Here is a 26770-nt window from a genome sequence, read left to right as displayed (position 1 = left end):
GCGGACAGCGAAGTCTAAAAGCTACTGGAGCTTGGTGACCTGGCCGAAGCCCAGGGTCACCGGAGTCTCGCGCTCGAAGATGGTCACAAGGACCACCAGCTGCTGGGACTCGGGCTTGATCTCGGAGATCGTGGCCTGCAGGGTCTCGAAGGGGCCTTCGTTGACCGTGACGGGCTCGCCGATTTCGAAATCCACCGCGATGTTCGAGGACTGCTGCGCTGCAGGCTTACCGGCCTCGGCCTTGGGCGAGACGACGGTGTGCTCGAGCATCGAGAACACCTCGTTCAGGCTCAGCGGAGTCGGGTTGTGGGCGTTGCCCACGAAGCCGGTGACGCCGGGGGTGTGCCGGACGACGCCCCACGATTCGTCGGTCAGGTTCATCCGGACCAGAACGTAGCCGGGGATGCGCACCCGGTTGACGATCTTCCGGGTGGTGTTCTTGATCTCGACGACTTCTTCCATCGGGACCTGGATCTCGAAGATGTCCTCTTCCATATCCAGCGTCTGGATACGGGTCTCCAGGTTGGACTTCACCCGGTTTTCGTAGCCGGCGTAGGAGTGGATGACGTACCAGTCACCCTCCTGGCGGCGGAGCTTGGCCTTGAAGGCAACTACCGGGTCTTCCTCGGGCTCCTCTTCGGCCTCGGGGGCGGTACCGGAAACGTCGGAATCAGCGTCGGCAGCCTCAACGGCGGCGTCTGCTTCGTCTGCCGATGCATCAACTGCAGCGGGCGCCTCGTCGACGTCGGCTGCGGTCATTTCATCCTCGGTATCCAGATCAGCGGCATTCTCATTGACCTGTGATTCGAGTTCTTGCTCGGACACGTAGATTCCTGCTTTCTTCTTCAGAGCACTATCGGTTGTGGCACTAGCTCATGGTCTCCGGTCCCGTACCCGGGGGTCTGGACACCGGCCCCGGGCTAGCTTTCGCCGCCGCCCTCACCGAAGATCCACAGTGCGCCGGCGCCGAAGACGAAATCGAGGGTTATCACGATCAGCATCATTACGACCACGAAGGCGAGGACCACGAGCGTGTACCTGAGCAGTTCCTTGCGGGTGGGGGTAACCACCTTTTTCAGTTCGGCAATGACCTGGCGCAGGAAGAGCGCGATCGCCGCAAAGAAGCCGCGCTTCTTGGGCCCGCTGGAGGGGTGTCCCTTGGAGCTGCTGGCAGCTGTCTCGGTCACCTTCGCCTCACTCATCTGTGTCGGTTCACAGTCGCAGCAACACGCTGGGACTGCTGCTTCCATGAAAAGACTGCTGAGCTGCCGGATGACAGTTCCGCGCAGGGCAGACAGGACTCGAACCTGCAACCTGCGGTTTTGGAGACCGCTGCGCTACCAATTGCGCCACTACCCTATGGAGGAAATACACCCTACCGCCACTATTGTATCCGCACCTAACCGGAGAATTATTCCGGTCAATGGGCACAAGTCAGCGTGGTGACTTCAACACGAAGAACTAGTCTACGCAAAGTTTCCGTTTCCGTCGAACCGGGGCCCGCCACGGGGGTGTCATGCGGGTTGCCGGGGCGGGAATCCGGGACAAACGACACAGGACTGCGCGGGCAGCAGGGAACCGCATAAACTGGGAAACGCCGCCGTCGGCCGTGAATATGCGGGCGCGGGGCAACGTCAGCTGCCGCTCCACATCAGACGGGAATCCCATGTCTTCCACCGGCCGAATTTCACAGCGCATTGCATCCATTGCAGAGTCCGCGACCCTCGCAGTAGATGCCAAGGCCAAGGCGCTCAAGGCAGCAGGCCGCCCCGTGATCGGTTTCGGCGCGGGGGAACCCGACTTCCCCACCCCGGATTACATTGTCGACGCCGCCGTGGAGGCGGCCCGCCAGCCGCGGTTCCACCGCTACTCCCCTGCCGGCGGGCTGCCGGAGCTGAAGCAGGCCATTGCCGAAAAAACCCTGCGGGACTCCGGCTACGCCGTGGACCCGGCCCAGGTCCTGGTCACCAACGGCGGCAAGCAGGCCGTGTACGAAGCCTTTGCCACCCTGCTGAACCCCGGCGACGAGGTGCTGGTACCCACGCCGTACTGGACCACGTACCCGGAGGCCATCCGGCTGGCAGGCGGTGTGCCGGTGGAGGTCTTCGCCGGCCCCGAGCAGGGGTACCTGGTCACCGCGGAGCAGCTCGAAGCATCCCGGACCGACTCCACCAAGATCCTGCTGTTTGTCTCCCCGTCCAACCCCACGGGGGCCGTCTACCAGCCCGAGCAGGTGGCCGAGATCGGGCGCTGGGCCGCGGCAAACGGCCTGTGGGTCATCACTGACGAAATCTACGAACACCTCACCTACGACGGCGTGCCCTTCACCTCCATCGCCACGGCCGCCCCGGAACTGGGAGACAAGGTAGTGGTGCTCAACGGCGTGGCCAAGACCTACGCCATGACGGGCTGGCGGGTGGGCTGGATGATCGCAGCACCCGACGTCATCAAGGCTGCGACCAACCTGCAGTCCCACCTCTCCTCGAACGTCTCCAATGTGTCGCAGATGGCTGCCCTGGCCGCCGTGTCGGGGCCGCTGACGGCCGTGGATGAAATGAAGCAGGCCTTCGACCGCCGCCGCCGGGCCATGGTGGACGCCCTGAACTCCATCGACGGCGTCGAGTGCCCCATGCCGGAAGGTGCGTTCTACGCCTATGCGGATGTCCGCGGCCTGCTCGGCCGTGAGTTCCCGGGCAAGGAAGGCCCGGTCCGTCCGCAGACCTCCGCTCAGCTGGCAGCCCTGATCCTGGACACCGTTGAAGTGGCAGTGGTCCCGGGGGAAGCCTTCGGTCCGTCCGGCTATCTGCGGCTGTCCTACGCCCTGGGCGATGAGGACCTGGCCACGGGCATGCAGCGCCTGAAGGACTTCCTCGGCCAGGCTGTCCGCTAAGCGGCTGCACCCCCGCTCCGGGCCTGTCCGGCCGCCCCACGGCGGCCGGGCGGGCCGGTGCTCAGAGCAGGCGGCGGTCCGCGGCCCAGCGCGTGAGCTCGTGCCGGGAGGAAAGCTGCAGTTTGCGCAGGACCGAGGACACGTGGGTTTCCACCGTCTTGACCGAGATGAAGAGTTCCTTGGCCACTTCCTTGTAGCTGTAGCCGCGGGCGATCAGCCGCATGACTTCCAGCTCACGGGCTGAGAGCCGGTCCAGTTCATCGTCCACCGACGCCACGCTGGCCGTTCCGAAGGCATCAAGCACAAACCCGGCGAGCCGGGGCGAAAAGACCGCGTCGCCGCCGGCCACCCGCACCACGGCGTCGGAAATCTCCGCGCCGGAGATGGTTTTCGTGACATATCCCCGGGCGCCGGCCCGAATCACCGTCACCACGTCCTCCGCAGCGTCGGAAACGCTCAGGGCCAGGAACCTCGTTTTCCCCAACAGTGCCGCGCAGCCGGCCAGCACCTCGGCACCGCCTCCGCCGCTGCCGCCGGGCAGGTGAACGTCCAGCAGGACGACGGCGGGCTGCTCGCGGGTAATCGCCTCGATGGCGGATTCCACACTGTCCGCCTCGGCCACCACGTGGAGCCGGGCATCGAGATCGGCCCGCAGTCCCGAACGGAATATCGCATGGTCGTCCACAACGACGACACTGATCGGCTGGTGGAAATGCTCTGTCATGTGTGGCTTGCTCCGTCACTGGATGCGTGGATGGTCGAAGGGGCTGCCCCGTCGGACGGGGCGGTGCGGGATGCGGAGGAACCGTTGGCGGCCGGGGCGGTTTTCGCTGCAGCCGGTCCCGGGGCCGCCTGTCCCGCGGCAGTCGAGCCCGCCGCGGTCCGTCCACCCGCAGTTCGGGCGGACGGGCCGGTGCCGGCCGGTGCCTGGTTCTCGGCGCCGCCGGGCTGCGGAAGCACCAGCCGGACTTCGGTTCCATGGGCGGTACTGCGGATTCCGGCGCTGCCCCCTGCGCGTTCCATCCTGCCGATGATGGACCCCCGGACACCTATCCGGTCCTCGGGGACAGCGGACAGATCGAATCCCGGGCCGCGGTCGCGGACAAAGACCTCGAGCTGTTCCGGCCGGCACTCAAGATACACGGAAACGGTGCCCCCGGCATGCTGCGCGGCGTTGAGCATGGCTGCCCGCGCGGCAGAGGCCAGCGCCTCGCTGCGCTCGTCCAGTTCCGCGTCGGAGACCGCTACCAGCTCAATGGGATGCCCGTACGCGTCCTCGATTTCAGCGGCGATCCGGCGCAGGCACTCCACCAGGTGGTCTTCCGCCCGTGCCCTGTCGGTGTACAGCCACTGGCGCAGTTCCCGCTCCTGCGCCCGCGCAAGGCGGATGACGTCCTGTTCGGACCCGGCACGCTTTTGGATCAGGGCCAGGGTCTGCAGCACCGAGTCGTGAAGGTGGGCAGCTATTTCCGCCCGCTCCGTCTGCCGGATGCGTCCGGCACGCTCCGCTTCCAGGTCCCGCCAGTGCTTCACTGCCCAGGGCGTAAACACCAGGGCCACTCCGGCCAGGACCGCGGCGGAAGCAAGCAATCCGGCCACCAGCACATCCCAGCTCACGGAACCGGAGACCACCACAAGTACGCCGGAGACCACCAGCAACAGCCCGGCGGACAGCCGGATAATGCCGGAGACACGGTCCGCCCCGGCGCTGTTCACCAGCCCGGCCCGCCGGCTCTCATCCAGCTGTGTCCAGGCCAGTACGGCACCGCCGGCGATGGCGGCCACGGGAACAAACAGCCCCCAGTTCAGGTTTGCCCCAAGGCGCTGGGCAATGAACACGGCGGCAACCAGCAGGAGGACAATTCCGGCGGCCACCTCGCGCTGGCCCGCCTTGCCCAGTCCGCGGAAGGCGCTGGACGCCGGGGCGGCTGCCTCCCGGACCTGCCGTTCATAGTTGTCGGCAATGCTGAGCGGGCCGGCCTGGACCTGTTCCTTCTTTTCGTGCTCTTCCTGGGTGGGAACCATAATCCACAGCCAGCCGTAGAGCAGGAGTCCGGTCCCGCCGGCAAGGATCATGGCACCCATCACGGCACGCGTCAGTTTGACCGGCCAGCCCAGGTGAGCGGCCAATCCGCTGCACACACCGGCGACAATCCGGTCCCGGGGACGCACCAACGGTTCTCTCATGATGCTATCCAAGCACGATTGGAGCGGTGTTCACCGGCTCCTGAGCTAAGATCCGGGTTCCCGGCCGGACTCTTCAGGGGCATCTCAGGGTGGTCCCTGATGCGGCGGGGCACCGAGGCCGGAAGACTGGATACATGAATCCTTCACCAGCATCAGAACCAGGGCGTCCCGACCCCGCCCCGCAGACGCATCCCGCGGCTGGAAGCTCCGCTTCCGGAACGCCGGCGTCCGGCGGGCCGCACAACGGATTCTTCGAGTGGATCCGTTCACTGGGCATCATCCGCGGCGGCGAGCGCTGGTTTGGCGGCGTGGCCTCCGGAATTGCCGCCCGCACCGGGTTGGACCCCGTACTGATCCGCGGGTTGTTTGTTGTCCTCGGTGTCTTCGGTGTCGGGTTCCTTATCTACGGCGTGGCCTGGGGGCTGCTGCCCGAGCCCGACGGCCGCATCCATGCCGAAGAGGCAATCCGCGGCAACTGGACCTCCGGCATGACAGGGGCCGTGGTCTTCGTGGTTCTTGGTACAGGCGGTCCCAGCGTCTCCTTCCTCGGCATGGACAGCTGGTTCGGTGCGACGGTGTGGACCCTGTTCTGGATTGCTGCCGGGGTGGGTGCCCTGTACTGGTTCTCCACCCCGAAGGGCAAGGCACAGTTCCAGCACCTCGTCTCCGGCGCTGCCGGCCGCGGCGGTTCCGGGTCAGGTGCCGGATCAGGAACCGACTCCGACGCCGGTTCCGGGTCCGCGGATACGCCCGGTGCGTCCACGGGCGGCAGTCCCGTATCACTGGCCAAGACCGGAATGCCTCCCGCCGGCACCAATGCGGGCACCGCCTCCCCGGCGTCCGCCGCGCCGTCCCCCGCACCGTCGTCTGAAGCATTCCCGCCGTCGGCGTCGGGAAACGGACCCGCAGCGTCGTCGGCGACGCCGGGAACCTCCGCTGCGGCGTCGTCCGCTTCTGACAAGCACAAGGACTGCTCCCCCAAGGTTCCCGGTGCGCCGGGCGCTTACCTGGCCGCCCTGTTCGGTGCGGCGCTGCTGGCGGGCGGGACGGTGCTCGCGCTGGACTATGTGAATGTCCTGGACCTGGTGGCCCCGCTGTCTGTGGCGCTGGCAGCCACGGCGGCAGTCCTTGGCACCGGTGTCGTGATCCTCGGCCTCATCGGACGGCACTCGGGCGGGGTTGGGTCCGCCGCTGCCGTTGCCCTCATCATTTCCTTCCTGGCCCAGCCCGGCATGACCCACTCCAACCTGGCGGTCGCAAGCAACGGCGACTGGTCCCCCACGGATGCACAGCAGGCATCCGGCGGCTATACCGCCATTGCGGGCAACGGCACGGTGGATCTGCGGGACACAAAGGTGTCAGGAGACTACGAGGTTCCCGTAAGCCTTGCGGCAGGGAACATCAGTGTCCTGGTGCCCGACGATTCGCCGGTCACCGTCCGGTTTTCCGCTGTCGCCGGGAACGTCGAGACAAACGACGGAACAAACAGCCGGAACTACAGCGGGCTGTGGCAGGCCTCCACCGAACGCACCCTTAACGGGAATGCCTCCGGCGAACGGATCACCATCGATATCCGCAGTGTCGCCGGCAACGTACTGATCACCACTGAAGAAAGCGATCTGTAGCCATGGAGCAGGACAGCGAAAGGGACTACCTCGGCCGGCAGTACGCCACGGGCAGTTCGGATGCGTCAGCGAACCAGTATCACTCCCCTGCGCTTAGCGACGACGGCGGTGCTGCCGGGTCCCCGCCGGCAACCCCTCCGGGCGCGGATACCCGGGATTCGGATCCCGCGCCGTCGGAGCCGGCGGACGAGACGGTTCCGGCAGCGGGGACCGCCCCCCGCCACCTGCAGGTCGGCACCGTGGTCTGGGGCCTGGTGCTGGTTACCCTTGCGGTACTGCTGCTGCTCGCCACCACCGCGAACCTGGCGGTGGATCCGGTGCTGGTCATCCTCGGGGTCGCCCTGGGCGCAGGCTTCGCCCTGTTGGCCGGCGGTTTCCTGGCTGCCATGGCCAAAAACCGCGGCCGCTAGCCTCTCTCTCCCCCCACCCCTCGACGCACACCGGACCGGGCCCGCCCGGTTCCGTTTCCCTATTCCGGCACTAGTTTCCCTATTCCGGCACTATCAGATAAGGCTTGATTCATGGAAAAGTTCTTCTCGGTCCTTCGTTCCTCCCCGATTAAACGGCGCAAAGGCTGGCTTGGGGGTGTCTGCGCGGGCATAGCAGGCACCTACGGCTGGGACGTCTCGCTCGTCCGGATTGCTGTTCTTCTCAGCTTCCTGCTGCCGTTTGTCGGCATCGGCACGTATGTGGTCGCCTGGCTGCTGCTGCCGAAACAGGACGGAAGCATCCTCCTGCATCGCCTGGTAAGCCCCTGAACTTAGCGCAGCTCACATGGCTGGCTAGAATCATAGACAGCACCCACCAGCCGCGACCAGATCCAGGGGTATTCACATGAAGATCGGTATTCTCACCAGCGGAGGCGACTGCCCCGGCCTGAATGCGGTGATCCGCGGAGCCGTGCTGAAAGGCATCAAGGAATACGAGGACATTGAGTTTGTCGGGTTCCGTGACGGCTGGCGCGGCGTGGTCGACGGCGACATCATGGACCTGCCCCGCTCCCGGGTCCGCGGCATCTCCAAGCAGGGCGGCACCATTCTGGGGACGTCCCGGACGAACCCCTTCGAAGGCCCCAACGGCGGCCCGGACAACATCAGGGCCACGCTGAAGCGCCTGGGTATCGACGCCGTCATAGCGATCGGCGGCGAGGGCACCCTCGCTGCGGCGCAGCGGCTCACCGATGCCGGGCTGCAGATTGTGGGCGTGCCAAAGACCGTGGACAACGATCTTGACGCCACTGACTACACCTTCGGGTTTGATACCGCGGTGGAGATTGCCACAGAGGCGTGCGACCGTCTGCGCACCACCGGCGAGTCCCACCACCGCTGCATGGTGGCCGAGGTGATGGGCCGGCACGTGGGCTGGATTGCACTGCATTCCGGTATGGCTGCGGGGGCCCACGCCATCCTGATTCCCGAGCGCCCGGTCAGCCTGGACCAGATTGCCCAGTGGGTCAGTGAGGCCCACGACCGCGGCCGTGCACCCCTGGTAGTGGTCGCGGAAGGCTTTGTCACCACGGACATGGAGTCTCCCCATTCCGAGCGCGGGCTGGACAGCTTCGGCCGGCCACGGCTGGGCGGTATCGGCGAACTCCTTGCTCCCGAGATTGAGGCGCGGACGGGTATTGAAACGCGTGCCACTGTGCTGGGCCATATCCAGCGCGGTGGTGTTCCCACTGCCTATGACCGGGTTCTTGCCACCCGGCTGGGCATGGCGGCCGTGGATTCCGTAGTGGACGGACTCTGGGGAACCATGGTGTCGCTGCACGGCACGGATATTGTCCATGTCGGTTTTGAGAAGGCACTGGACAATCTGAAGACGGTTCCCGAAAGCCGTTACGACGAAGCAGCCATTCTTTTCGGCTAGTTCCCAGGCCCCGTTCCGCACTGCTCCGGCCGTGCGGAACGGAGCGGGTAGTCCCCGCAAAGGGGCCGCCGGTGCACACTTTGGCGTTTGCCTTGGCCCACCTACCCGGGTGTAGGTTGAAAAAATGAACCTGGACCCGGGAACCATCGCGATCATCCAGTTGGCCTTCTCGCGGCATCTGGGTCTCGCCGACAACGCGTTGGCGGGAACGGATGCCGACGAGCGCATCTACAGTGTCCGCGAGCAGTCGGAGACCGTTTGCTTCCTCCGGCTTTTCGGCACGGAGGTTTTCAGCGGCCCGGAATGGGCGGCAGCCAAGGCGCGGACGAAATCCGCCGTCGAGCTGACCCGTCATTCCGGCCTGATGCAGATGTCGATGGAATTCGGCGGACGCGCGCTCGGGGCTGAACAGCTCTTTTTCGCCGACGCCTTCCCTACCCTGACCCCGCTCGAGGACCTCGCGGTGGCCAATGATCCGGGCCTGGCGGTTGCCTTGGAGCGGCTGTGCCCGCCCGACGACGTCGCGGAGGCCGGGCTGGCCGCCAAGGAAGACGTTTTCATCCTGGTGGATGATTCCGGGGCCGAGCCCTGCCCCGTCGCAGGGGCCGGCTACAGCATTGCGGACGGCATTCTGGCTGATATGTGCGTGCTGACCGCACCGGGCTACCGTTTGCGCGGTCTGGGCAGCTACATCAGTTCGGTGGCCCTTGAGGATGCCATGGCCGGCGGACTGATCCCGCAGTGGCGGGCCCCTTTGGACAATGTCGGTGCGGCACGGACCGCGGTGGGCTCCGGCTTCATCCCTGCAGGCGTCCGCACCTCGGTGTCCCTTTCCGCTTAACGCAGAAGCGCCCCTTCCGCCAAACCGGAAGGGGCGCTTCTCCGCCGGCGGGGCCGGTCAGCTCAGCAGGTCCAGCATTTCCTGCCGTTTGAAGAAACCGGCGGTGTCGCGTGCCGTGGGCGAACCGGCGTCGGGGTCCGCTCCGGCCTCGAGCAGGATGCGGAAGATCTCCGGGTAGCCCTTGAAGACTGCTCCGGCCAGCGGGGTCTGGCCGCGGTCATTGCGGGTGTTCACATCGGCGCCGCGTTCCACCAGCAGGGCGGTAAGTTCGGTATGTCCGTGATAGGACGCGAGCATGACCAGCGTGTCACCGGAGCCGTTGGTCAGGTTAACGGGCACGCCGGCGTCCAAATAACCGCGGATCCCTTCGGTATCTCCGGCCCGCGCGGCATCGAACACCAGCCCGGCGAGCTCAATGATGTCGTTGTCGATCTCTGGACGGGGTTCCGGGGTGCTCATCACTTCTCCTCTAAACAGGCAGGTACAGGTCTATCGTTTTGGAACTGCGGGGCGCGTGCCCGCGCTAGGGACGGGGCGCCTTCAGGAAGCCGGTGGCGCGTCCCACGACGGCTCCGGCGTCGGGAGCCACGATGGGTTCCTGCGCCGCGGCGTACAGTTCGCCGTCGTCGTTCACCACGAGCGTGGCAGCGGGATCAACGGAACGCTTGATCAGGGCCAGACCCACCGGGCCCATTTCATAGTGCCCGCCCACCGAGGTCAGGGTTCCCACCGTGCGCTCCCCCAGCAGCACGGGGCTCCCGGCCGCCGGCAGTGTGTGCTGGGAGCCGTCCAGCTGCAGGAAGACCAGCCTGCGCGGCGGGTGGCCAAGGTTGTGGACCCGGGCCACGGTCTCCTGGCCCTTGTAACAGCCCTTCGCCAGGTGCACCGCGGTGCGGATCAAATCCAGTTCGTGCGGAATGGTCTTCTCATCTGTTTCCGCGCCCAGCCGGGGCCGCCAGGCGGCGATGCGCAGCGCCTCAGCGGCCATCGATCCGGCCAGCGTCCGTCCGGAAGCCTCAATGGCTGCTTCGAAGTCGCCGCTCGGGATGAGGTATTCAAACCACGGGCGCTCAAGGCCCGGGTGCGTGTCCTCCGGGACGGCCGTGTAGGCGAATCCGCCGGGGGCAATATGCGGCCAGGGGTCGGTCCAGCGCAGGTACTGCTCCCATTCGGGAACCTCAGCGGTGGTGCCGGCCACCGCCCACTGGTCGGAGACATCGGCTACCTCGACCCGGAGCATGAATTTCATCCGCTGGAGCCACTCCGTCAGGCCGGGGGCTTCGGCGGCTTCCACCAACAGCCAGGCCGTGGTTCCGTCATCAATGATCCGGGCATCGTAGTCAATCCGGCCCTGCACAGTGAGCAGCAGAAGTTCCGAGCTGACGCCGGGCTGCAGGTTGCCTACCTGCTGGGAGGACAGGGTGTTCAGCCAGCTGAGGCGGTCTTCGCCGCTGACGGTCACTACTCCGCGGTAGGAAAGGTCAGTGACGGCCGTACCGCGGGCCAGGGCGCGCTGTTCACGCAGCGGATCGCCGTAGTGGGCCGCTGTTCCGGCGTCGAGTCCGCCGGCAGCAACGGCACCGTGGCGGGAGAGCAGGGGGCTGGAATACGTCATAAAAGGTGCAACGTCCTTTTCACGCCGGGGTATTCCGGGAACGGCCTACGCCGTCTTCTTCAGGATCGCCGAGGCATGGGCCTGCAGCGTCTCTCCGGAGGAAGCCACATCCCAGCGCCAGTAGAGATCACCGTTGACCAGCCCGTAGATCCGGGTGGCGGCGGTGTACTCCTTGGAGTTGACGCCGCGCATCACCAGATCGGTGGCCAGCTGGATCTGCGGGCCTTTGATCTGTCCGTAATAGAGTTCGGAGATCCCGCCGGGGTGCACGATGGTGGCGGTGATGTCGAAGCCGCCGGCATCGTTGCGCAGCTCCTCGACCTCGTCCGCGCTGCGCAGGGCGGGCACAATATCTGCGGGAACCAGCCCCGGCCCGCCGTCGGAGTCGTTCAGCGGCCGGTCCAGGGCCCAGAAGCCGGTCTCGACGGCGAGCGGGCGCAGCACTGTGCCCTGCTCATCGGTGAGCCAGCTTTCTGCCGTGTACTGCAGGTACGGCAGGCCGTTCTGCGTGAAGGTGACCTTCTGAGCGAAGTGCTCCGAATCGGCCTCGCCTTCACCCAGCCGTCCGGACCCTTCCCAGGTGCCGATCAGCCAGGACAGGGGAACCAGTTCGGGTGTCAGATCTGTGGGGATCTCCATGGGCATGGCGCAACCTGTCCTTCGGTATTGCGGGCGGGGGCCGGTACTACGCGGTTCTTAGGCGACAGGGAGTTACTTCTGGCCCTTGTACAGGCGGGAGACAACCAGTGCAGCGAAGGCAGCCATACCAAGACCGGTGACACCCAGCAGGGCGATGAAGAAGATTTCGAGAGCAAGCATGGCTACATCCTAACGCGCGGGAGGAACAGTTTCCTTCCTGCCATTCGATCACGGCAGGCGTCCCGGGGCAAAAACCGCGGCCGGGATATCCGGGCAGGTCAGGAAAGCAGGAGGCTGCCCAGGAAATAGACCACGGATCCCAGGACGAGCACCGGGGCCAGGCCGAGGGCCAGCTGCCCGGCCGTGTTGGTCTGCCCGCTGCGGGAGAGGATCAGGCGGCGGAAGGCCATCACCACTGCGGCGACCACCAGTCCGGAGAACGCCGCCCCCTGCCAGGCCACCCCGGAAACCAGCAGTGCCGTCAGCGCGGCAGTCAGCGCTCCGACCACCAGGCCCAGGGGTGCTGCCATGCGGTCCGGGACGGGAATAAGGGAGACGGCCACTGCGGCCAGTGCAGCGCCGCCGGTGACGGTGAGCAGAGCCGGATTGCCTGCGGTACCTGCCAGCCGGTCCGCTGCCACCCAGCCCGAGGCCATGGCCGTGACCAGGACACCGGACATAATGCCGACAATGGATTCGAGCCGGTGCGCCTGTCCGGTGCCGCGAAGCAGCTGGATCAGGAACACTGCCCCGACGCCCACTGCGACGGCTGCCGGCAGCCAGCTCAGCATGGCGGCGGCGGGGGCGAAGTATGCGCCGGCCACGGCTCCGGCACCGACCAGGGCCAGCACGCCGCCCTGGGTTTTACGCGCGGGTACGCCGATCAGATGCGGCCAGCAGATGCCGGTGAGGGCTGCAGCCAGCCCGCAGAAGACCGCGACCACCGGCACGGACAGGTAGGAAGCACCCACGATACCGATAGTGGCGAGCGCCGCCGGCACCGCTAAGCTCCATAGTTTCACCCTAGTTATCCTGCCTTATTACGGAGCACAGGTGAAAAGCGACAGGCCCGCGAAGGCCCGATGGGTATACTTTCGATCACTTCCTGCCACGCGGATCGGCGAAGATTGTGCCCAATGATGTGCGCCCAACATTCGGAGGACCTATGTCGCACATTTTGCTCCTGACCAACAGTTCCGGTTCGTCAGTGAACGTCCTGCCTGCCCTGGAGCTCCTGAACCACAAGGTGCACGTTGTTCCCGCCGAGCCTACGGCCCTGCTGGACACCGAGCCCTGCGATGTCATCCTGGTGGATGCCCGCCGGGACCTCGTGGGCGCCCGCTCACTGACCCAGCTGATCAAGGCCACCGGCCTCGGCACTCCACTGATCCTCATCCTGACCGAGGGCGGGATGGCCGCCGTCGCACCGAACTGGCTCTCCGACGACGTCATCCTGGACACCGCGGGCCCCGCCGAGCTGGAAGCCCGGCTCCGCCTCGCGTCGGCCCGCACCCGTTCTGAAACCGAGGAAGCCACTTCGGAAATCCATGCCTCCGGCGTGGTGATCGATGAAGCAAGCTACACCGCCCGGGTCAGCGGGACGGCCCTGAACCTGACCTATAAGGAGTTTGAACTCCTTAAGTACCTCGCCCAGCACCCCGGCCGCGTGTTTACCCGCGATCAGCTGCTCCACGAAGTGTGGGGCTACGACTACTACGGAGGCACCCGGACGGTGGATGTCCATGTCCGGAGGCTGCGGGCCAAGCTCGGCCCGGACCATGAAACCCTGATCGGCACGGTCCGCAACGTTGGGTACCGTTTCACCCGCACCCGTGCGGAAAGCGCCGCCTCCGCCAGCCAGGATGCCTGATTCGCCGGGCACGGGACCGCGCCGGGCACCGGCTCCCGCGCTAGGCTTTCGACATGAGTGAAGAACAGCAGACAGCCTGGCCGGTACTTGAAACCCGCGGCACCCCCGATCCCGGTGCGCTGGCGGACATCCTGGAGCTGGCGTCCGCAGCGCAGGACGCGGACGGAAATCCGCCGCTGTCCGAGCAGACGCTCGTTGACCTGCGTTCCGCCGATGCCGATCCCGGCTCGCTGACAGTATTCACCACCTACGCCGACGACGGCGGTTCCGATACCGGCAGCGGCCGCTGGCTGGCCGGCGTCGCCGTCCTGGTGTCCGAGGCACCCGGCAGCGCGGGCGTCCTGGAAATGGTGGTGCATCCGAACTACCGCAACCAGGGGGTGGGCACCGCACTGGCAACGGCCGTGCAGGGGGCGGCAGATGCCCGGCCCGCTGCCTGGTCGCACGGCAACCATGAAGCGGCCGTGGAACTTGCCGCCCGGTTCGCTTACCGGCCTGTGCGCGATCTGTGGAAAATGCGCCTGAGCCGCTCCGCCCTGCAGGAATCCCTGCCCGAGCCGATACTGCCGGAGGGCGTCACGCTGCGTACCTTTGTGCCCGGCCAGGACGAACAGGCATGGCTTGCCGTCAACGCCGCCGCCTTCGCGCACCATCCCGAGCAGGGCGGCATGAGCCTGTCGGACCTGCAGGCCCGTATGCAGGAAGACTGGTTCGATCCGGCAGGTTTCCTCCTGGCCGTCGACGAGAGCGGTGAAATCCTGGGTTTCCATTGGACGAAGGTCCACCCGGGCACGGCCGGGCACCCGGCCATCGGCGAGGTGTACGTGGTGGGGGTCAGCCCCCGGGCGCAGGGCATGGGGCTGGGCAAGGCCCTGACCGTCGCGGGAATTGAGCACCTGCACCGGGCCGGCCTTGACGCCGTCATGCTGTACGTGGACGCGGACAACGCGGCCGCTGTGGCCCTGTACCAGCGGCTCGGATTCGTGCGTTGGGACCAGGACGTGATGTACGCCCCCGCCTAGCGCGCCGGCAGCTTGTAATGTTGTTGAAGCAGGGCCCGGAAGGGCTGTCCGCCCCGTTGGCCCTGCCCCGCCGCCAGTACCTCAGGGAGACACTATGGATTTCGATACCGCCGCCGAGCCCCGTTCGACCTTCGGGTCTGCCGAGGCCATGTCGGCGCCGCGGGCAACCCAGGACCGCATCGACATCCCGGACTTTGGCCCAGCCCTGCTGCCCAGCGGGGATATCTCACCCGAGCGGTTCCTGGACCGGGAAATCAGCTGGCTGCATTTCAACGCCCGCGTCCTGGAACTGGCGGAGGATCCGGAACTGTACCTGCTGGAGCGGGTGAACTTCCTGTCCATCTTCGCCTCGAACCTGGACGAGTTCTTTATGGTCCGGGTCGCAGGCCTCAAGCGCCGCATCGCCACCGGACTGGCGGTCCCTTCAGCGGCGGGGATGAGCCCCATCGAACAGCTGGAGGAGATCGTGGCGGCCGGGTACCGGCTGCAGCAGCGGCACGCGGATGTTTTCGCCAAGCAGATCCGGCCTGCGCTGGCCGAGGAGCAGATCTACCTGGTCAGCTGGGACGAACTCGATGATGCCGCCAAGGCGAACCTGCACAAACAGTTCGCCGCCAAGGTCTTCCCCATCCTGACACCCCTGGCTGTGGATCCGGCGCACCCCTTCCCCTACATTTCCGGCCTGTCACTGAACCTGGCAGTAGTAGTCCGCAATCCGGTCAGCGGCAAGGAGTTCTTTGCCCGGGTCAAGGTTCCGGATCAGCTGCCGCGGCTCATCTCGGTGGACGGCCCCCGCGCCGGCAACGTGGCAGGGCGGACCGCCCGTTTCATTACGCTTGAAGACATCATTGCCCAGCACCTGGACCAGCTGTTCCCCGGCATGGACGTCATTGAGCACTACACCTTCCGCGTCACCCGCAACGAAGACCTCGAGGTGGAAGAGGACGACGCCGAGAACCTCCTGCAGGCACTGGAGAAGGAACTCCTGCGCCGCCGGTTCGGGCCGCCCGTGCGTCTTGAAGTCACGCCGGACATCAACCCGAACATCCGCGAACTGCTTGAGCGCGAGCTGGGCGTGGAATCGGACGAGGTGTACGTCCTGCCGGCTCCCCTGGACCTGCGCGGCCTCTCCAACATCAGCCGGATTGACCGGACGGACCTGCACTACCCCAAGCAGGTGCCGCATACCAACCGCCATCTGAAGGAGTCCGAGACCTCCAAACCGGCGAATGTCTTTGCCGCCATGCGCCGCCGCGACATCCTGCTGCACCACCCGTACGATTCCTTCTCCACCTCCGTCCAGGCCTTCCTGGAGCAGGCTGCGGCAGATCCGCGCGTGCAGGCCATCAAACAGACCCTGTACCGCACGTCCGGCGACTCCCCCATTGTCGACGCCCTGATCGATGCCGCCGAGGCAGGCAAACAGGTGCTGGCACTGGTGGAAATCAAGGCCCGCTTCGACGAGCAGGCGAATATCTCCTGGGCGCGCAAGCTGGAGCAGGCGGGCGTGCACGTGGTGTACGGCATCGTGGGCCTCAAAACACACTGCAAACTCTCCCTGGTGGTGCGGCAGGAAGTGGACGGCCTGCGCCGCTACTGCCACATCGGCACCGGCAACTACCACCCCCGCACGGCCCGCTACTACGAGGACCTGGGCCTGCTCACCGCCAACGAGCAGGTCGGTGAGGACCTCACCAAACTGTTCAACCAGCTTTCCGGATACGCACCGAAGTCCACCTTCAAGCGACTGCTCGTTGCTCCGCGTTCGGTGCGCTCCGGCCTGATTGACCGGATTGAGCGGGAAATCGCGAACAAGAAGGCCGGCCTCAACGCCCGGGTGATCATCAAGGTCAACTCGATGGTGGACGAAGCGATCATTGACTCGCTGTACCGGGCCTCGCAGGCCGGAGTGCAGGTGGACGTGATTGTGCGCGGCATCTGCTCCGTGCGGCCCGGCGTGCCCGGACTGAGCGAAAACATCACGGTGCGCTCGATCCTGGGCCGCTTCCTTGAACACTCCCGGGTGTTTGCCTTCGCCAACGGCGGCGACCCGGTGGTGTTCATCGGCTCCGCGGACATGATGCACCGCAACCTGGACCGCCGGGTTGAAGCACTGGTTCAGCTGGCGTCCAAGGAGGACGTCGCCGACCTCGTGGCCCTGATGGACCGGTACATGGATCCCGGCACCGCCAGCTGGCATCTGGACCCGGAGGGGATCTGGACCCGCCACCACAAGGACGCGGAAGGCAACCCGCTGCAGGATGTGCAGTCCTGGCTGCTCGCGTCGCGTTCCCGCCAGCGCTCGGTGGCCCGCCGCTGATGGAAGCAACCGAGCCCCGGACCGCAGCAGCCGCGAAGGAGGACGTCCCCGTCAAGGTGGTGGCGGCGGGCGCCCTGTGCTGGCGCGTGCGGGAGGGAAAACTGCAGGTCCTGATGATCCACCGTCCCCGGTATGACGACTGGTCCTGGCCCAAGGGCAAGCTCGACGCCGGTGAAACAACCCCGGAGTGCGCCGTGCGCGAAGTCCGTGAAGAGGTCGGCATCAGCATCACCCTGGGCATCCCGTTGCCGGCGACCGTGTATCCGGTGGCCTCCGGCATGAAGATCGTCCATTACTGGGCTTCGCGGGTGAACTCCGATAAGCCCACACCGGACGGCAGGGAGGTGGACGGAGTCCGCTGGTGCAGCCCGGAGGAGGCCATGGAGGCACTGACCAACCCCACGGACCGGCTTCCGCTGCAGGAACTGGTGCTGGCCTATGACGAACAGCGCCTGCACAGCTGGCCGCTGATCATCGTCCGGCATGCCAAGGCCAAACCGCGCTCCTCCTGGACCCGGGCGGAGGGGGAACGTCCGTTGGTGGCCAGCGGGCTGCGGCAGGCCCTGGCCGTCTCACGCCTGCTGGTGGCCTGGCGGCCCAAACGCGTGGTGTCCAGCCCGTGGCTTCGCTGTGTGCAGACCGTGCGTCCCTATGTAAAAGCCGAGGGGACCAAGTTCAAGACCGTCGACGCACTGACGGAACATAACGCACGCCGCAAGCCGGGCAAGGCCCGCAGTTCCATCGAAGCGCTGTTCGACAAGGCCAAGCCGGTGGCGGTGTGCACCCACCGTCCCGTGCTGCCCCTGGTCTTCGACACCCTGGCCAAGCACATGCCCGCGGATATGGCGGCCGGACTGCCTGATAAGGATCCCTACCTTGCCCCCGGCGAGGCCGTGATCTGCCAGGTCAGCCAGGCCGACGAAGGCCGGATCCTCTCGCTGGAGAAATACCGGGCCTTCGACGACTAAGCCTCCGGGACCATGAGGCCCGCGCACGGACAGCTGCTTTGCTAGGCTGTCACCTCATTAAGGGGGATGTCTTATGACCGGCACAACAGTCTCATGACCGGCACTACGGAGGACAGCAGGACTGCGTCCACGCTCCGAACAGGTCCCGCCTACGCGTGGTATCTGGCTGCGGGCGCGGTGACGGCTGCCGTCGCCGTCGCGGGTGCCGGTCTCTACCCGGGACTGCCGCAGTCCCTGCCGGTGCACTGGAACGGTGCCGGGCAGGCGGACAGCTTCGCTGACAAGTCCTTCCTGTCCGTTTTTGCGGTGCCGCTGATTGCCCTCGGGTTGATCCTGTTCCTGCTGGGCACCGCCGCACTCGCCCCGCGGCTGGCACAGTGGTCCGGGCAGGTTCGCGATGATGCGGCAGCCCATTCCGCCAACCTCCGGGCAACCCAGTTCTTTCTGGGCGGCAGCACGCTCGCACTCAGCCTGTTGCTCGCCTGGGTGGCGCTGCGGGGCTGGCTCCTTCCGCCGGACGGCTCCACGCTTGAATTCCTCCTTCCCACCCTGGCGTTTTTCCTGGCCATGGCGGGCCTGGGGTTCGCGGCACTGCGCCGGTACCACCGGGAGACGGCCGACGCGGCAGAACATGGCACTGACGGGACGGACGCCGGGGAACCGGCCGCCGGAACACCCGCTGACGGGGATCCCGTGTACAACCGCAGCAATTACCGCGCCGGCATCTACATCAACCGCGCTGATCCCCGGGTCCTGGTCCCGAAGCGGATAGGCGTGGGCGTGACGCTGAATGCCGGCCGCCCTGCCGGGCTGGTTTTCTACTCGGTGATCGGTGTGCTCTGCCTGGCGGGCCTGGTGGCGGGCATCGCATTGCCGCTGCTCGCGGACTGACCTGTTCTAGACTTACCGGGTGAGCATTCCTACCCCGTATGAAGACCTGCTGCGTGATGTCATGGCCAACGGCACGCAGAAGTCGGACCGCACCGGTACCGGCACGCGCAGCGTGTTCGGCCGCCAAATGCGCTTTGACCTCAGCGAATCCTTCCCGCTGATCACCACCAAGCGGGTGCACTTCAAATCAGTGGCCCTGGAGCTGCTCTGGTTCCTGCGGGGCGATTCGAACGTCCGCTGGCTTCAGGAGCGCGGCGTGAGCATCTGGGACGAATGGGCGGATGACGACGGCGAACTGGGACCGGTCTACGGTGTCCAGTGGCGCTCCTGGCCGACCCCCGACGGCGGGCATATCGACCAGATCGAGAAGCTGGTGGAGGGGATTCGGAAGAACCCGGATTCGCGCCGGCACATCGTCACGGCCTGGAACCCGGCCGAGGTGGAGAACATGGCCCTGCCCCCGTGCCACGCGATGTTCCAGTTCTACGTGGCCGACGGGCGGCTTTCCTGCCAGCTCTACCAGCGCTCCGCGGACACCTTCCTGGGTGTGCCCTTCAACATTGCCTCCTACGCCCTGCTGACCCTGATGGTCGCCCAGCAGACGGGCCTGGAACCGGGTGAATTCATTTGGAGCGGCGGAGATGTCCATATTTACGACAACCACGTCGACCAGGTTCGGGAACAGCTGAGCCGGGAACCCTTCCCCTACCCCAAGCTGCGTATCCGCCGCACCCCGGATAGCATCTTCGATTACGCCCTTGAGGACTTCGAGGTCCTGGATTACCGGCACCACCCCGGCATCAAAGCACCGATCGCCGTCTGAAAGGACGTTCATGACTGAGTTCCCCGGCACCGCAGCGCCCGAGACCCCGGCAGCCCCGGCCGGCCGCACGCTGTATTACCCCGTGGGCGGCGGCGCCGGCACCGCAGGCGCAGGCGCAGACCTGCACCAGGTGCTTCGGGCCCGCGGCGGCGCTCCGGACGACGGGCCCGTCATCGGCCTGGTCTGGGCACAGACGGCCGACGGCGTCATCGGGCGGGACGGCGGGATGCCCTGGCACCTGCCCGAAGACCTGGCGCACTTCAAGAAAACCACTGCCGGACACCCCGTCATCATGGGCCGGCGCACGTGGGAATCCTTCCCCTCCGCGTACCGTCCGCTGCCCGGGCGGACCAACATCATTGTGTCCTCCAGCACCGAACTGCGGGACGAAGCAGCGGACGCCGGCGTCGTCGTCGTCGGCTCGCTTGAGGACGCCCTCGCAGCCGCGCGGACCAGCCCCGGCAGCGAGGAGATCTGGGTTATCGGAGGCGCCCAGCTGTATGAAGCGGCGGTCCCCGTGGCGCATACGGCAGTGGTCACCGTGATCGACACTGCCGCCGAGGGCGACACCTATGCCCCGCACCTGGGACCGGACTGGACCTTTGCCGGTGTCAGCCCGGCCAGCGGCTGGTACACGGCCGCAAACGGCACCAACTACCGGATTGCCCTGTGGACCCGCGATCCGGCTGCCAGTGACGTAACCGACCAAGACGCCGGAGCCCCGCTGACCTAAACTGGAACGCATGACTTCTTCCTCCGTTCCCACTGCAGGTTTCGTCGGCTGGCGCGGCATGGTTGGCTCCGTCCTGATGCAGCGCATGCAGGACGAGGGCGACTTTGACCTGATCAACCCGGTGTTCTTCTCCACGTCCAACGCCGGCGGTGCCGCTCCGTCCTTCGCGGCCGGTGCCGGGGCGCTGCAGGACGCCTACGACGTCGATGCGCTGGCGAAGCTGCCGATCATCGTCACGGCACAGGGCGGGGACTACACCGCCGAGGTGTTCCCGAAGCTCCGCGCAGCCGGCTGGGACGGGATCTGGATCGACGCCGCGTCCACCCTGCGGATGGAAGACGACGCCATCATCGTGCTTGATCCGGTCAACCGCGACGTCATCGACGCCGGACTGGCCCGGGGCGTAAAGAACTTCGTGGGCGGCAACTGCACGGTCTCCTGCATGCTGATGGGCCTGGGCGGACTGTTCCGCAACGGCCTGGTGGAGTGGGGCACGTCCATGACCTACCAGGCAGCCTCCGGAGGCGGCGCCCGGCACATGCGCGAACTGCTGAACCAGTTCGGTGCCCTCAATGGTGCCGTCGCCTCGGAACTGGCTGACCCGGCGTCGGCCATCCTGGAGATCGACCGTGCCGTCCTGGCCCAGCAGAAGAACCCGGAGATGGACTCGTCCCGCTTCGGCGTGCCGCTGGCAGGCTCGGTTATCCCCTGGATCGATGCGGACCTGGGCAACGGCATGTCCAAGGAGGAGTGGAAGGGCGGGGCGGAGACCAACAAGATCCTCGGCCGCGACTCCTCCGGACGGATTCCGTTCGACGGACTGTGCGTCCGGATCGGGGCCATGCGCTCGCACTCCCAGGCGCTGACGCTGAAGCTGACCGAGGACCTGTCCGTGGAAGAGATCGAAAAGATCATCGACGCGGACAACGAATGGGCCACGGTGGTGCCCAACACCAAGGAAGCCACCATGGCCGCGCTGACACCGGTGGCCGTCACCGGAACCCTGCAGATCCCGGTGGGACGCATCCGCAAGCTGGAAATGGGCCCGGAGTACATCAGCGCCTTCACCATCGGTGACCAGCTGCTGTGGGGTGCTGCGGAACCGCTGCGCCGGATGCTGCGCATCGCCACCGGCAACCTGTAGGAGTTCGCGGTCCGCTGGGCCGGCATGACGACAGCGGTACGAAAATGTCAGTGCCCGCGGGCATGGTGTTCCCATGGAAGAGCACCCTGCAGGGTAGCCAGTAGATGTCATTTTGACCGGTTTCTTCAGCTTCAGCTGCGCCGGCAAGCAGGCTCCCACGCGTGCGCGCTACCTGCGGGTGGCGGCGCAGCTGCGAACATACCTGGAGGTGGAAGGTCCGGCGGTGCTCCGTCCGGAGGATGCCGCGCTGCTGGAGCTGGAGCGCTCCCTGGAGCGTCAGGGCGCCTTCGCACGGCTCTTCGGTGCCGAGGAGCTGGCGTACGCCCTGACCGGCTTCCTGGAACCGGAGTGGCTGCTGCCGGACCTGCAGGACCGGCGCACCCAGGTCAGCCTGACGCCGCGGCTGATCCAGTGGCTGTGCAACTGCCATTTGCTGGACCCGCACCGGCACCGTCCCGCCATCCGCAGTGCGCGGGCAGCAGCGGCGGAGGCGCGGAAAGGACCGGGCCGCCGTTAAAACACGGCTGCCTTCGGGACACCGGCGTCCCGGAGAGCCGCCCTAAAGGGAGCAGTTCACCAGGACCGGTTCAGGATGCAGCCGGATGCCAAAGGCTTTCTCCACGCCGTCGGCCACGGAGCGTGCCACAGCCAGCAGGTCCTCGGCGGAGGCACTCCCCCGGTTGGTGACGGCCAGCGTGTGCTTGGTGGACAGCGAAGCGCGTCCTCCGGTGCCATCCTCCGGTGCCAGTCCAAAGCCCTTGCGGAAACCGGCATGGCTGATCAGCCACGCCGCGCTGAGCTTCACGCGGCCGGGTTCCTGCACCGGGTACCGCGGCGCGTCGTCGGGCAGCCGGGCAGCCGTTTCCGCGTCGACAATCGGGTTGGTGAAGAAGGAGCCGGTGCTGTAGGTATCCGGATCGGAAGCGTCCAGCACCATGCCCTTGCCCGCCCGCAGCCGCAGCACCTCCCGGCGCACGTCTACGGCGTCGGCGGTTTCGCCCAACCCGACGCCGAGTGCCCGGGCCAGTTCGGCGTAACGCACCGGAGCGCTGGTATGGCCTTCGGCCAGGCCAAACTCGACGCTGAGCACCACGTAGCGCGGTGAGCCGTTGACGGTGCTGCGCTTGAGCAGGGAGTCCCGGTAACCGAACTCCAGCGCGGCGTTGCTGAAGTCCACCACGGTGCGTTCGGTCCGGTCCCACGCCTGCACCGAACGGATGGACTGGGACACATCCGCGCCGTAGGCACCCACGTTCTGCACCGGCGTCGCGCCGGCGAGCCCGGGGATTCCGGAAAGGGCTTCCAGCCCGGAATAGCCCTCGCTCAGCGTGTACGCGACCAGTTCGTCCCACGGCTGTCCGGCTTCGGCCCGGAGGACGGCTTGCCCGTCGTCGGTCCGGGTGATCTGCAGGCCGCGGGTGGCAATATGGATCACCGCGCCGTCGAAGCCTTCGTCGGAGATCAGCAGGTTGGAGCCACCGCCGATGATCAGCAGGGGCTCGCGGGCCTCGTCCGCCGCGCGGATGGCGATGATCAGCTCGTCTTCGGTTTCCGCTTCAAGGTAGCGGCTGGCGGGTCCGCCCACGCGGGCGGTAGTCAGGGATGCCAGCGGCATCCGGGTCAGTGCAGTCACCAGACCCGCACCACTGCCTGGGCCTTGACCAGTACCTTCTGCCCGTTGAAGGTCACCGTCAGGTCCACGCGCGCCGTGGAATTATCCAGGTCGATGGCGCCGATGGTGCCGGTGACATTCACTACGGCACCGGGGGCACCGTCGGTGTCCTCCACCGTAACCGGCCGGGTGAAGCGGGTCTGGTAGTCGATCACGGCTCCCGGATCGCCGATCCAGTCGCTGACCAGCTGCACGGCCGCACCCATGGTGAACATGCCGTGGGCGATCACGCCGGGCAGCTCCACCTCCCGGGCAAACCGCTCATTCCAGTGGATGGGATTGAAGTCACCGGAGGCGCCGGCATAACGGACGAGGTCGGCGCGGGAAATCTCCAGGGTTGCGGACCCGATTTCAGCGCCGGTGGAAAGCTCACTCAGGGCAATCGACATGACGGTTACTGGCCCTCTCCGCGGACGAGGATGGATGAAAGGGTCGTGGCCACGTGTTCCCCTTCGGGCGTGGAAATTTCGGCACGGGTGCTGATCAGGGCGCCGTCGCCCATGGCCCGGACCGAATCGACGTGCAGCTCCGCCACCAGTTCGTCACCGGCCACTATGGGACGGTGGTGGGTGAACCGCTGGTCGGCATGCACCACGCGGGAAAAGTCGATGCCTGCTTCGGGATCGGCCACGAGCCGGGCGTCGGCCCGCTGCGCCACGATGACCGCAAAGGTGGGGGGCGCCACCACGTCGGCGTACCCCAGCTCGCGGGCATGGGCGACGTCGTAGTGCGCGGGATTGGTGGCCTTGACGGCAGCGGCAAACTCGCGGATCTTCTCGCGGCCCACCTGGTAGACCTCTCCTGCCGGGTAGGTGCGGCCCTGCAGATCCGGGTTGATGCTCATTTGGTTCCCTTGATTCGGCGGCGGGTGTCCCTGGCCCGCACCACCATACCGCTCAGGTGCGTGCTCAGACCCACGACTATCAGGGGAAGGGCGATGTACATCATCACCTGGTTGTCCATCAGGGCGCCCAGCAGCACCAGCAGCACCCCGGCGCCGCTGATCGCCAGTGCGCTTACTACCAGTTTCCGATACAGGGGCGAGCCGGTTTCCCAGGGGGTATTTAGCATGTCTTCAGAATACAGGGACGGGCGCCGCGGCCCGGAACCGGGTACGGCCCTCAGGCAGCCCGGCCCTCAGGCAGCCCGGCGCCCGGTCCTGGCCAGCACCATGCTGCAGCGGTCCGCGCCTTCCGGTACCTGCACGGGGCGTGCGAACAGCCCGGGAGCGTACGCCTGCTCGCCGAAGGTCTCCATGGCGGCATCAATCGCGTCCAGATCCCTGCCGGTCAGCTTCGCATCCAGGCCCTGCGAGACGGCCAGGTCCCAGCGGTGGGTCAGGAGGTCCACTCCGTAGAACCCGGTGAGGGTAGCCCCTATGGTGCTCGGGCCGAAGTACCCGGCGAATTCCCGGCCGGCCACGGACGGGTCTGCGAGCAGCCCGGCCACCAGGCCGTCGTGTTCCTTCCACAGTGCCTCCGGGCCCGCGGTGCCGGCCGGCCCGGACAGCAGCCGCTGGGCGTCCAGGAACTCACGCTGGGTGCTGACAACGTGTTCCACCAGCTCCCGCGCCGTCCATTCGGTGCAGGGGGTGGAGGCACTCCAGTCCGTCACGGCGGTGACGACGGCGGAGAAGGGATCGGCGCGCTCGCGCCATTCAAGCAGGGCTGATGCGGTCATGACCGTCTCTTTCTGTTGGTACGGATCCAAGTACCCAGACCCTAGACTGCGGCGCGCCGGCTGTATTGAATGAAACCGACATCCACCGCCCCCGGGAGGAGCCAGCAGCCATGGATCTGCCCGCGCCGCCGACCGAGATCGGCCGCAGCCATCTCAGCGACCCGGGCGACCGGTCCTTTACGATGCACCGCTATGTTCCTGAACCGCCCTGCCGGCACTGGGTGAGGGTTTTCTGGATCCCCGTCTGGCATGTTCCTGCCGGGGAAATCCGTGAACAGCGGGTGCTCTCGCATCCCGCATGCGTGCTCAGTGTCACCGATTCATACGCCCGTCTGCTGGGACCCAGCACCAGGGCGGCGCGCACTCCGCTGTCCGGCAGCGGCTGGGCTTTCGGTGCGCTGCTGATGCCCGGCGCCGGCCGGGCCCTGCTGCAGGAAGACACCGGCAGACTCCTGGACACCCACCTCGATGCGGAGAGAATCCCGCAGCTGGCGGACCTCATCCCGAAGATCCGAGCCATCATGGCCGCCGCCCCCTCCAGCTCCGTTTCACACCGCCGTGCCAGGGCGCTGCTGGAACACCGGCTCTCCTGCCTGGGCACCCCGGCCCCGGATGCCGCCCTGCTCAACTCGGTTGTGGCACGGGTGGAGGAGGACCCCTCCGTTACCAGCGTCCGTTCGCTCTGCGCCGCCGTCCAGATGCAGGAACGCACGCTGCAACGCCTCTGCATGCGGTTCCTGGGCGTCAGCCCGCGCTGGATCATCCGGCAGCGCCGGCTCCAGGACGCGGCCGTGCAGCTGCGCACCGGCGGAACACTCAGCGATCTCGCCGCGGCGCTTGGCTATGCGGATCAGGCGCACTTTTGCCGCGACTTCAGGGCGGCCACCGGATGGACACCGCGCCAGTTCGCGTCCATGACGCGGGCCCACACAGCAAGGAGGCCCTGACCCCGGCGGCCCGGCTTCCCCTCCTGCCCGGGCTAGAACAGTGCCGTCTGCAGCGCGGGCACGCGCGTGCGGTAGGCGCCCGCCTCCAGGCGCCGGCCCTTCAACCGGGACAGATCAGCTGCAAAGAACCCGTTTTCACCGTCCACCCGGACCAGCGCGGCGGCCCCCAGAACCGCTTCAATGATCATGCCGTGCTCACCCGCGCCGGGATCCGTTGGATAGGGCTCGCAGGGCGTCTGAAGCACGGCGGCGAACTGTGCAGGCGGCTCCCACCGCTCCTCCACGGTGGAGAACCCGTCCATCCCGGTGTTGTCCAGCAGTGCACGGACGGCACCGGCGGCCTCTACGTTGATGGCGTCGAGCGTGGAGACGGGCAGGGGCCGGGTCAGGGCCGCGGTTTTGGCGCCGGCACGGACGGCCTGCGGCAGCCCGGCCAGGGAGGTCACGGCGTCTTCGAGTACCCGTACGGTCAGTCCGTTGACGGCCCGGGCAACGTAGGACGCACAGATGGCGCCCTGCTCAATGAGGCGCAGCTGCTTGCGCGGATTCGCGGCGGTACCGACCTTGGTGGTCCCGTCAGCGAAGGTGGCGATGTAGAGCCAGTGCGGCTGGTCCAGGTAGCGGCGCAGCGGTTCGGGCAAAGTGACGGACCGGTGGCTGTTGTGGATGCCGCGTACCTCGTGCCGTGCAAAGCAGGGACCGCACTGGTAACCGCGCCCGGCCGGTGCCTGTGCCCCACACGGTGTGTGGACCTGGATGCCGTCACTCGTGACCTGCCAGAACCCGAGGCAGAAACGTCCGGAGCCGTCCGGTCCGTTCAGGATCCGGAAACGCAGCTCCGTGCCCGGATCCAGCCGCAGCGCGCGGGGATCCCCGGCGGGAGTGTGCAGCGTCAGCCGCGCTCCGGAGTCGTCCCAAGCGGTACCGGAGCAGAGGAACCGGCCGGCGGCGGCGTCCACCGCTGCGGATTCTGCGGCAGTCAAGGAATGCAGCTCCTTAAACGCCAAGGGGCGGGGTAACGATGTCACGTTACCCCA

The 26770-nt window shown here is 66.8% G+C and carries 30 protein-coding genes and 1 tRNA gene; 16 read left to right on the top strand and 15 right to left on the bottom strand.

Annotated features, from left to right (window positions below; genetic code table 11):
- Nucleotides 1–21: 21 nt before the first annotated feature.
- The 3 genes from nusG to AC5RTS_RS10315 form a co-directional block, all read right to left on the bottom strand.
- The gene (gene nusG, locus AC5RTS_RS10325) at nt 22–825 is read right to left on the bottom strand and encodes a transcription termination/antitermination protein NusG (RefSeq protein WP_493991972.1); all 804 of its coding nucleotides are present in this window, start codon (nt 823–825) and stop codon (nt 22–24) included.
- 95 nt (nt 826–920) lie between these two features.
- The gene (secE, locus tag AC5RTS_RS10320) at nt 921–1202 is read right to left on the bottom strand and encodes a preprotein translocase subunit SecE (protein ID WP_227903902.1); all 282 of its coding nucleotides are present in this window, start codon (nt 1200–1202) and stop codon (nt 921–923) included.
- A gap of 84 nt (nt 1203–1286) precedes the next feature.
- Nucleotides 1287–1359 (bottom strand) — tRNA-Trp (locus tag AC5RTS_RS10315).
- A gap of 307 nt (nt 1360–1666) precedes the next feature.
- Between AC5RTS_RS10315 and AC5RTS_RS10310 the strand changes: the two genes are divergently transcribed.
- Entirely contained in the window at nt 1667–2890 is a 1224-nt protein-coding gene (locus tag AC5RTS_RS10310) for a pyridoxal phosphate-dependent aminotransferase (protein ID WP_493991971.1), read from the top strand.
- A gap of 61 nt (nt 2891–2951) precedes the next feature.
- On the opposite strand, the gene AC5RTS_RS10305 is transcribed toward AC5RTS_RS10310, so the two are convergent.
- Together AC5RTS_RS10305 and AC5RTS_RS10300 are read right to left on the bottom strand one after the other, a co-directional pair.
- Entirely contained in the window at nt 2952–3614 is a 663-nt protein-coding gene (locus tag AC5RTS_RS10305; protein WP_493991970.1) for a LuxR C-terminal-related transcriptional regulator, read from the bottom strand.
- Nucleotides 3611–5077: an ATP-binding protein gene (locus AC5RTS_RS10300; protein WP_493991969.1), complete on the bottom strand. Its 1467-nt coding sequence runs from the start codon at nt 5075–5077 to the stop codon at nt 3611–3613. The genes AC5RTS_RS10305 and AC5RTS_RS10300 overlap by 4 nt, the downstream gene beginning before the upstream one ends.
- 134 nt (nt 5078–5211) lie before the next feature.
- On the opposite strand from AC5RTS_RS10300, the gene AC5RTS_RS10295 reads away from it, so the two are divergent.
- From AC5RTS_RS10295 to AC5RTS_RS10275, 5 genes are all read left to right on the top strand, one after another.
- The gene (locus tag AC5RTS_RS10295; protein ID WP_493991968.1) at nt 5212–6702 is read left to right on the top strand and encodes a PspC domain-containing protein; all 1491 of its coding nucleotides are present in this window, start codon (nt 5212–5214) and stop codon (nt 6700–6702) included.
- A 2-nt stretch (nt 6703–6704) separates the two neighbouring features.
- Nucleotides 6705–7112 (top strand): hypothetical protein, encoded by a 408-nt coding sequence (locus tag AC5RTS_RS10290; protein ID WP_493991967.1) that lies wholly within the window; start codon nt 6705–6707, stop codon nt 7110–7112.
- Between the two features lie 111 nt (nt 7113–7223).
- Nucleotides 7224–7460: a PspC domain-containing protein gene (locus AC5RTS_RS10285; protein WP_493991966.1), complete on the top strand. Its 237-nt coding sequence runs from the start codon at nt 7224–7226 to the stop codon at nt 7458–7460.
- A 76-nt stretch (nt 7461–7536) separates the two neighbouring features.
- On the top strand, nt 7537–8568 hold the full coding sequence (locus tag AC5RTS_RS10280) for a 6-phosphofructokinase (RefSeq protein ID WP_493991965.1): 1032 nt from the start codon (nt 7537–7539) through the stop codon (nt 8566–8568).
- A gap of 124 nt (nt 8569–8692) precedes the next feature.
- Nucleotides 8693–9409: a GNAT family N-acetyltransferase gene (locus AC5RTS_RS10275; protein WP_493991964.1), complete on the top strand. Its 717-nt coding sequence runs from the start codon at nt 8693–8695 to the stop codon at nt 9407–9409.
- Nucleotides 9410–9466: 57 nt separating this feature from the next.
- Here AC5RTS_RS10275 and AC5RTS_RS10270 read toward each other — a convergent pair whose 3' ends face one another.
- The 4 genes from AC5RTS_RS10270 to AC5RTS_RS10255 form a co-directional block, all read right to left on the bottom strand.
- Complete coding sequence (locus AC5RTS_RS10270) at nt 9467–9868, bottom strand: ankyrin repeat domain-containing protein (RefSeq protein WP_493991963.1); 402 nt, start codon at nt 9866–9868, stop codon at nt 9467–9469.
- 64 nt (nt 9869–9932) lie between these two features.
- Entirely contained in the window at nt 9933–11024 is a 1092-nt protein-coding gene (ygfZ, locus tag AC5RTS_RS10265) for a CAF17-like 4Fe-4S cluster assembly/insertion protein YgfZ (protein WP_493991962.1), read from the bottom strand.
- A gap of 45 nt (nt 11025–11069) precedes the next feature.
- Nucleotides 11070–11669 carry a heme-binding beta-barrel domain-containing protein gene (locus tag AC5RTS_RS10260; protein WP_493991961.1) on the bottom strand — a complete coding sequence of 200 codons (600 nt, stop codon included), beginning with the start codon at nt 11667–11669 and terminating at the stop codon, nt 11070–11072.
- Between the two features lie 272 nt (nt 11670–11941).
- Nucleotides 11942–12685: a hypothetical protein gene (locus AC5RTS_RS10255; RefSeq protein ID WP_493991960.1), complete on the bottom strand. Its 744-nt coding sequence runs from the start codon at nt 12683–12685 to the stop codon at nt 11942–11944.
- A gap of 143 nt (nt 12686–12828) precedes the next feature.
- Here AC5RTS_RS10255 and AC5RTS_RS10250 point away from each other — a divergent pair, with 143 nt between their 5' ends.
- The 9 genes from AC5RTS_RS10250 to AC5RTS_RS10210 all read left to right on the top strand — a co-directional run bounded on the left by AC5RTS_RS10250 (nt 12829) and on the right by AC5RTS_RS10210 (nt 21951).
- Nucleotides 12829–13533 carry a winged helix-turn-helix transcriptional regulator gene (locus tag AC5RTS_RS10250; RefSeq protein WP_493991959.1) on the top strand — a complete coding sequence of 235 codons (705 nt, stop codon included), beginning with the start codon at nt 12829–12831 and terminating at the stop codon, nt 13531–13533.
- Nucleotides 13534–13586: 53 nt separating this feature from the next.
- Nucleotides 13587–14555: a mycothiol synthase gene (gene mshD / locus AC5RTS_RS10245; RefSeq protein ID WP_493991958.1), complete on the top strand. Its 969-nt coding sequence runs from the start codon at nt 13587–13589 to the stop codon at nt 14553–14555.
- A 94-nt stretch (nt 14556–14649) separates the two neighbouring features.
- Complete coding sequence (locus tag AC5RTS_RS10240; RefSeq protein ID WP_493991957.1) at nt 14650–16875, top strand: RNA degradosome polyphosphate kinase; 2226 nt, start codon at nt 14650–14652, stop codon at nt 16873–16875.
- On the top strand, nt 16875–17843 hold the full coding sequence (locus AC5RTS_RS10235) for an NUDIX hydrolase (RefSeq protein ID WP_493991956.1): 969 nt from the start codon (nt 16875–16877) through the stop codon (nt 17841–17843). The genes AC5RTS_RS10240 and AC5RTS_RS10235 overlap by 1 nt, the downstream gene beginning before the upstream one ends.
- A 93-nt stretch (nt 17844–17936) precedes the next feature.
- Nucleotides 17937–18734: a DUF1648 domain-containing protein gene (locus tag AC5RTS_RS10230; RefSeq protein ID WP_493991955.1), complete on the top strand. Its 798-nt coding sequence runs from the start codon at nt 17937–17939 to the stop codon at nt 18732–18734.
- A 19-nt stretch (nt 18735–18753) separates the two neighbouring features.
- Nucleotides 18754–19557, top strand: a complete 804-nt coding sequence (locus AC5RTS_RS10225; RefSeq protein ID WP_493991954.1) for a thymidylate synthase — start codon at nt 18754–18756, stop codon at nt 19555–19557.
- Nucleotides 19558–19567: 10 nt separating this feature from the next.
- Complete coding sequence (locus AC5RTS_RS10220) at nt 19568–20290, top strand: dihydrofolate reductase (protein ID WP_493991953.1); 723 nt, start codon at nt 19568–19570, stop codon at nt 20288–20290.
- Between the two features lie 10 nt (nt 20291–20300).
- Nucleotides 20301–21434, top strand: a complete 1134-nt coding sequence (asd, locus tag AC5RTS_RS10215; RefSeq protein WP_493991952.1) for an aspartate-semialdehyde dehydrogenase — start codon at nt 20301–20303, stop codon at nt 21432–21434.
- A 112-nt stretch (nt 21435–21546) separates the two neighbouring features.
- Nucleotides 21547–21951 carry a hypothetical protein gene (locus AC5RTS_RS10210; RefSeq protein ID WP_493991951.1) on the top strand — a complete coding sequence of 135 codons (405 nt, stop codon included), beginning with the start codon at nt 21547–21549 and terminating at the stop codon, nt 21949–21951.
- 42 nt (nt 21952–21993) lie between these two features.
- On the opposite strand, the gene AC5RTS_RS10205 is transcribed toward AC5RTS_RS10210, so the two are convergent.
- From AC5RTS_RS10205 to AC5RTS_RS10185, 5 genes are all read right to left on the bottom strand, one after another.
- Nucleotides 21994–23058, bottom strand: a complete 1065-nt coding sequence (locus AC5RTS_RS10205) for a UDP-N-acetylmuramate dehydrogenase (RefSeq protein ID WP_493992015.1) — start codon at nt 23056–23058, stop codon at nt 21994–21996.
- Nucleotides 23059–23063: 5 nt separating this feature from the next.
- The gene (locus tag AC5RTS_RS10200) at nt 23064–23495 is read right to left on the bottom strand and encodes a MaoC family dehydratase (RefSeq protein WP_493991950.1); all 432 of its coding nucleotides are present in this window, start codon (nt 23493–23495) and stop codon (nt 23064–23066) included.
- 5 nt (nt 23496–23500) lie between these two features.
- Nucleotides 23501–23950 (bottom strand): FAS1-like dehydratase domain-containing protein, encoded by a 450-nt coding sequence (locus tag AC5RTS_RS10195; protein WP_493991949.1) that lies wholly within the window; start codon nt 23948–23950, stop codon nt 23501–23503.
- Nucleotides 23947–24177 carry a hypothetical protein gene (locus tag AC5RTS_RS10190; protein WP_493991948.1) on the bottom strand — a complete coding sequence of 77 codons (231 nt, stop codon included), beginning with the start codon at nt 24175–24177 and terminating at the stop codon, nt 23947–23949. The genes AC5RTS_RS10195 and AC5RTS_RS10190 overlap by 4 nt, the downstream gene beginning before the upstream one ends.
- A gap of 66 nt (nt 24178–24243) precedes the next feature.
- Nucleotides 24244–24786: a maleylpyruvate isomerase family mycothiol-dependent enzyme gene (locus AC5RTS_RS10185; RefSeq protein WP_493991947.1), complete on the bottom strand. Its 543-nt coding sequence runs from the start codon at nt 24784–24786 to the stop codon at nt 24244–24246.
- Between the two features lie 110 nt (nt 24787–24896).
- On the opposite strand from AC5RTS_RS10185, the gene AC5RTS_RS10180 reads away from it, so the two are divergent.
- Nucleotides 24897–25733, top strand: a complete 837-nt coding sequence (locus AC5RTS_RS10180) for a helix-turn-helix transcriptional regulator (protein WP_493991946.1) — start codon at nt 24897–24899, stop codon at nt 25731–25733.
- 32 nt (nt 25734–25765) lie between these two features.
- Here AC5RTS_RS10180 and AC5RTS_RS10175 read toward each other — a convergent pair whose 3' ends face one another.
- Nucleotides 25766–26716 (bottom strand): DUF2797 domain-containing protein, encoded by a 951-nt coding sequence (locus tag AC5RTS_RS10175; RefSeq protein ID WP_493991945.1) that lies wholly within the window; start codon nt 26714–26716, stop codon nt 25766–25768.
- Nucleotides 26717–26770 lie beyond the last annotated feature (54 nt).

The organism is Arthrobacter sp. MDT1-49-2 (genome assembly GCF_059090185.1).
Note: the sequence above shows the minus strand (reverse complement) of the source record. Positions and strands in the feature narration are given on the sequence as shown.

Excerpts from the sequence above, each read along its gene's own strand:
- secE (WP_227903902.1), bottom strand. The coding sequence starts at position 1,202 with ATGAGTGAGGCGAAGGTGACCGAGACAGCTGCCAGCAGCTCCAAGGGA.
- AC5RTS_RS10310 (WP_493991971.1), top strand. The coding sequence starts at position 1,667 with ATGTCTTCCACCGGCCGAATTTCACAGCGCATTGCATCCATTGCAGAG.
- AC5RTS_RS10305 (WP_493991970.1), bottom strand. The coding sequence starts at position 3,614 with ATGACAGAGCATTTCCACCAGCCGATCAGTGTCGTCGTTGTGGACGAC.
- AC5RTS_RS10300 (WP_493991969.1), bottom strand. The coding sequence starts at position 5,077 with ATGAGAGAACCGTTGGTGCGTCCCCGGGACCGGATTGTCGCCGGTGTG.
- AC5RTS_RS10295 (WP_493991968.1), top strand. The coding sequence starts at position 5,212 with ATGAATCCTTCACCAGCATCAGAACCAGGGCGTCCCGACCCCGCCCCG.
- AC5RTS_RS10290 (WP_493991967.1), top strand. The coding sequence starts at position 6,705 with ATGGAGCAGGACAGCGAAAGGGACTACCTCGGCCGGCAGTACGCCACG.
- AC5RTS_RS10285 (WP_493991966.1), top strand. The coding sequence starts at position 7,224 with ATGGAAAAGTTCTTCTCGGTCCTTCGTTCCTCCCCGATTAAACGGCGC.
- AC5RTS_RS10280 (WP_493991965.1), top strand. The coding sequence starts at position 7,537 with ATGAAGATCGGTATTCTCACCAGCGGAGGCGACTGCCCCGGCCTGAAT.
- AC5RTS_RS10275 (WP_493991964.1), top strand. The coding sequence starts at position 8,693 with ATGAACCTGGACCCGGGAACCATCGCGATCATCCAGTTGGCCTTCTCG.
- AC5RTS_RS10270 (WP_493991963.1), bottom strand. The coding sequence starts at position 9,868 with ATGAGCACCCCGGAACCCCGTCCAGAGATCGACAACGACATCATTGAG.
- ygfZ (WP_493991962.1), bottom strand. The coding sequence starts at position 11,024 with ATGACGTATTCCAGCCCCCTGCTCTCCCGCCACGGTGCCGTTGCTGCC.
- AC5RTS_RS10260 (WP_493991961.1), bottom strand. The coding sequence starts at position 11,669 with ATGCCCATGGAGATCCCCACAGATCTGACACCCGAACTGGTTCCCCTG.
- AC5RTS_RS10250 (WP_493991959.1), top strand. The coding sequence starts at position 12,829 with ATGTCGCACATTTTGCTCCTGACCAACAGTTCCGGTTCGTCAGTGAAC.
- mshD (WP_493991958.1), top strand. The coding sequence starts at position 13,587 with ATGAGTGAAGAACAGCAGACAGCCTGGCCGGTACTTGAAACCCGCGGC.
- AC5RTS_RS10240 (WP_493991957.1), top strand. The coding sequence starts at position 14,650 with ATGGATTTCGATACCGCCGCCGAGCCCCGTTCGACCTTCGGGTCTGCC.
- AC5RTS_RS10235 (WP_493991956.1), top strand. The coding sequence starts at position 16,875 with ATGGAAGCAACCGAGCCCCGGACCGCAGCAGCCGCGAAGGAGGACGTC.
- AC5RTS_RS10230 (WP_493991955.1), top strand. The coding sequence starts at position 17,937 with ATGACCGGCACTACGGAGGACAGCAGGACTGCGTCCACGCTCCGAACA.
- AC5RTS_RS10220 (WP_493991953.1), top strand. The coding sequence starts at position 19,568 with ATGACTGAGTTCCCCGGCACCGCAGCGCCCGAGACCCCGGCAGCCCCG.
- asd (WP_493991952.1), top strand. The coding sequence starts at position 20,301 with ATGACTTCTTCCTCCGTTCCCACTGCAGGTTTCGTCGGCTGGCGCGGC.
- AC5RTS_RS10200 (WP_493991950.1), bottom strand. The coding sequence starts at position 23,495 with ATGTCGATTGCCCTGAGTGAGCTTTCCACCGGCGCTGAAATCGGGTCC.
- AC5RTS_RS10195 (WP_493991949.1), bottom strand. The coding sequence starts at position 23,950 with ATGAGCATCAACCCGGATCTGCAGGGCCGCACCTACCCGGCAGGAGAG.
- AC5RTS_RS10190 (WP_493991948.1), bottom strand. The coding sequence starts at position 24,177 with ATGCTAAATACCCCCTGGGAAACCGGCTCGCCCCTGTATCGGAAACTG.
- AC5RTS_RS10185 (WP_493991947.1), bottom strand. The coding sequence starts at position 24,786 with ATGACCGCATCAGCCCTGCTTGAATGGCGCGAGCGCGCCGATCCCTTC.
- AC5RTS_RS10180 (WP_493991946.1), top strand. The coding sequence starts at position 24,897 with ATGGATCTGCCCGCGCCGCCGACCGAGATCGGCCGCAGCCATCTCAGC.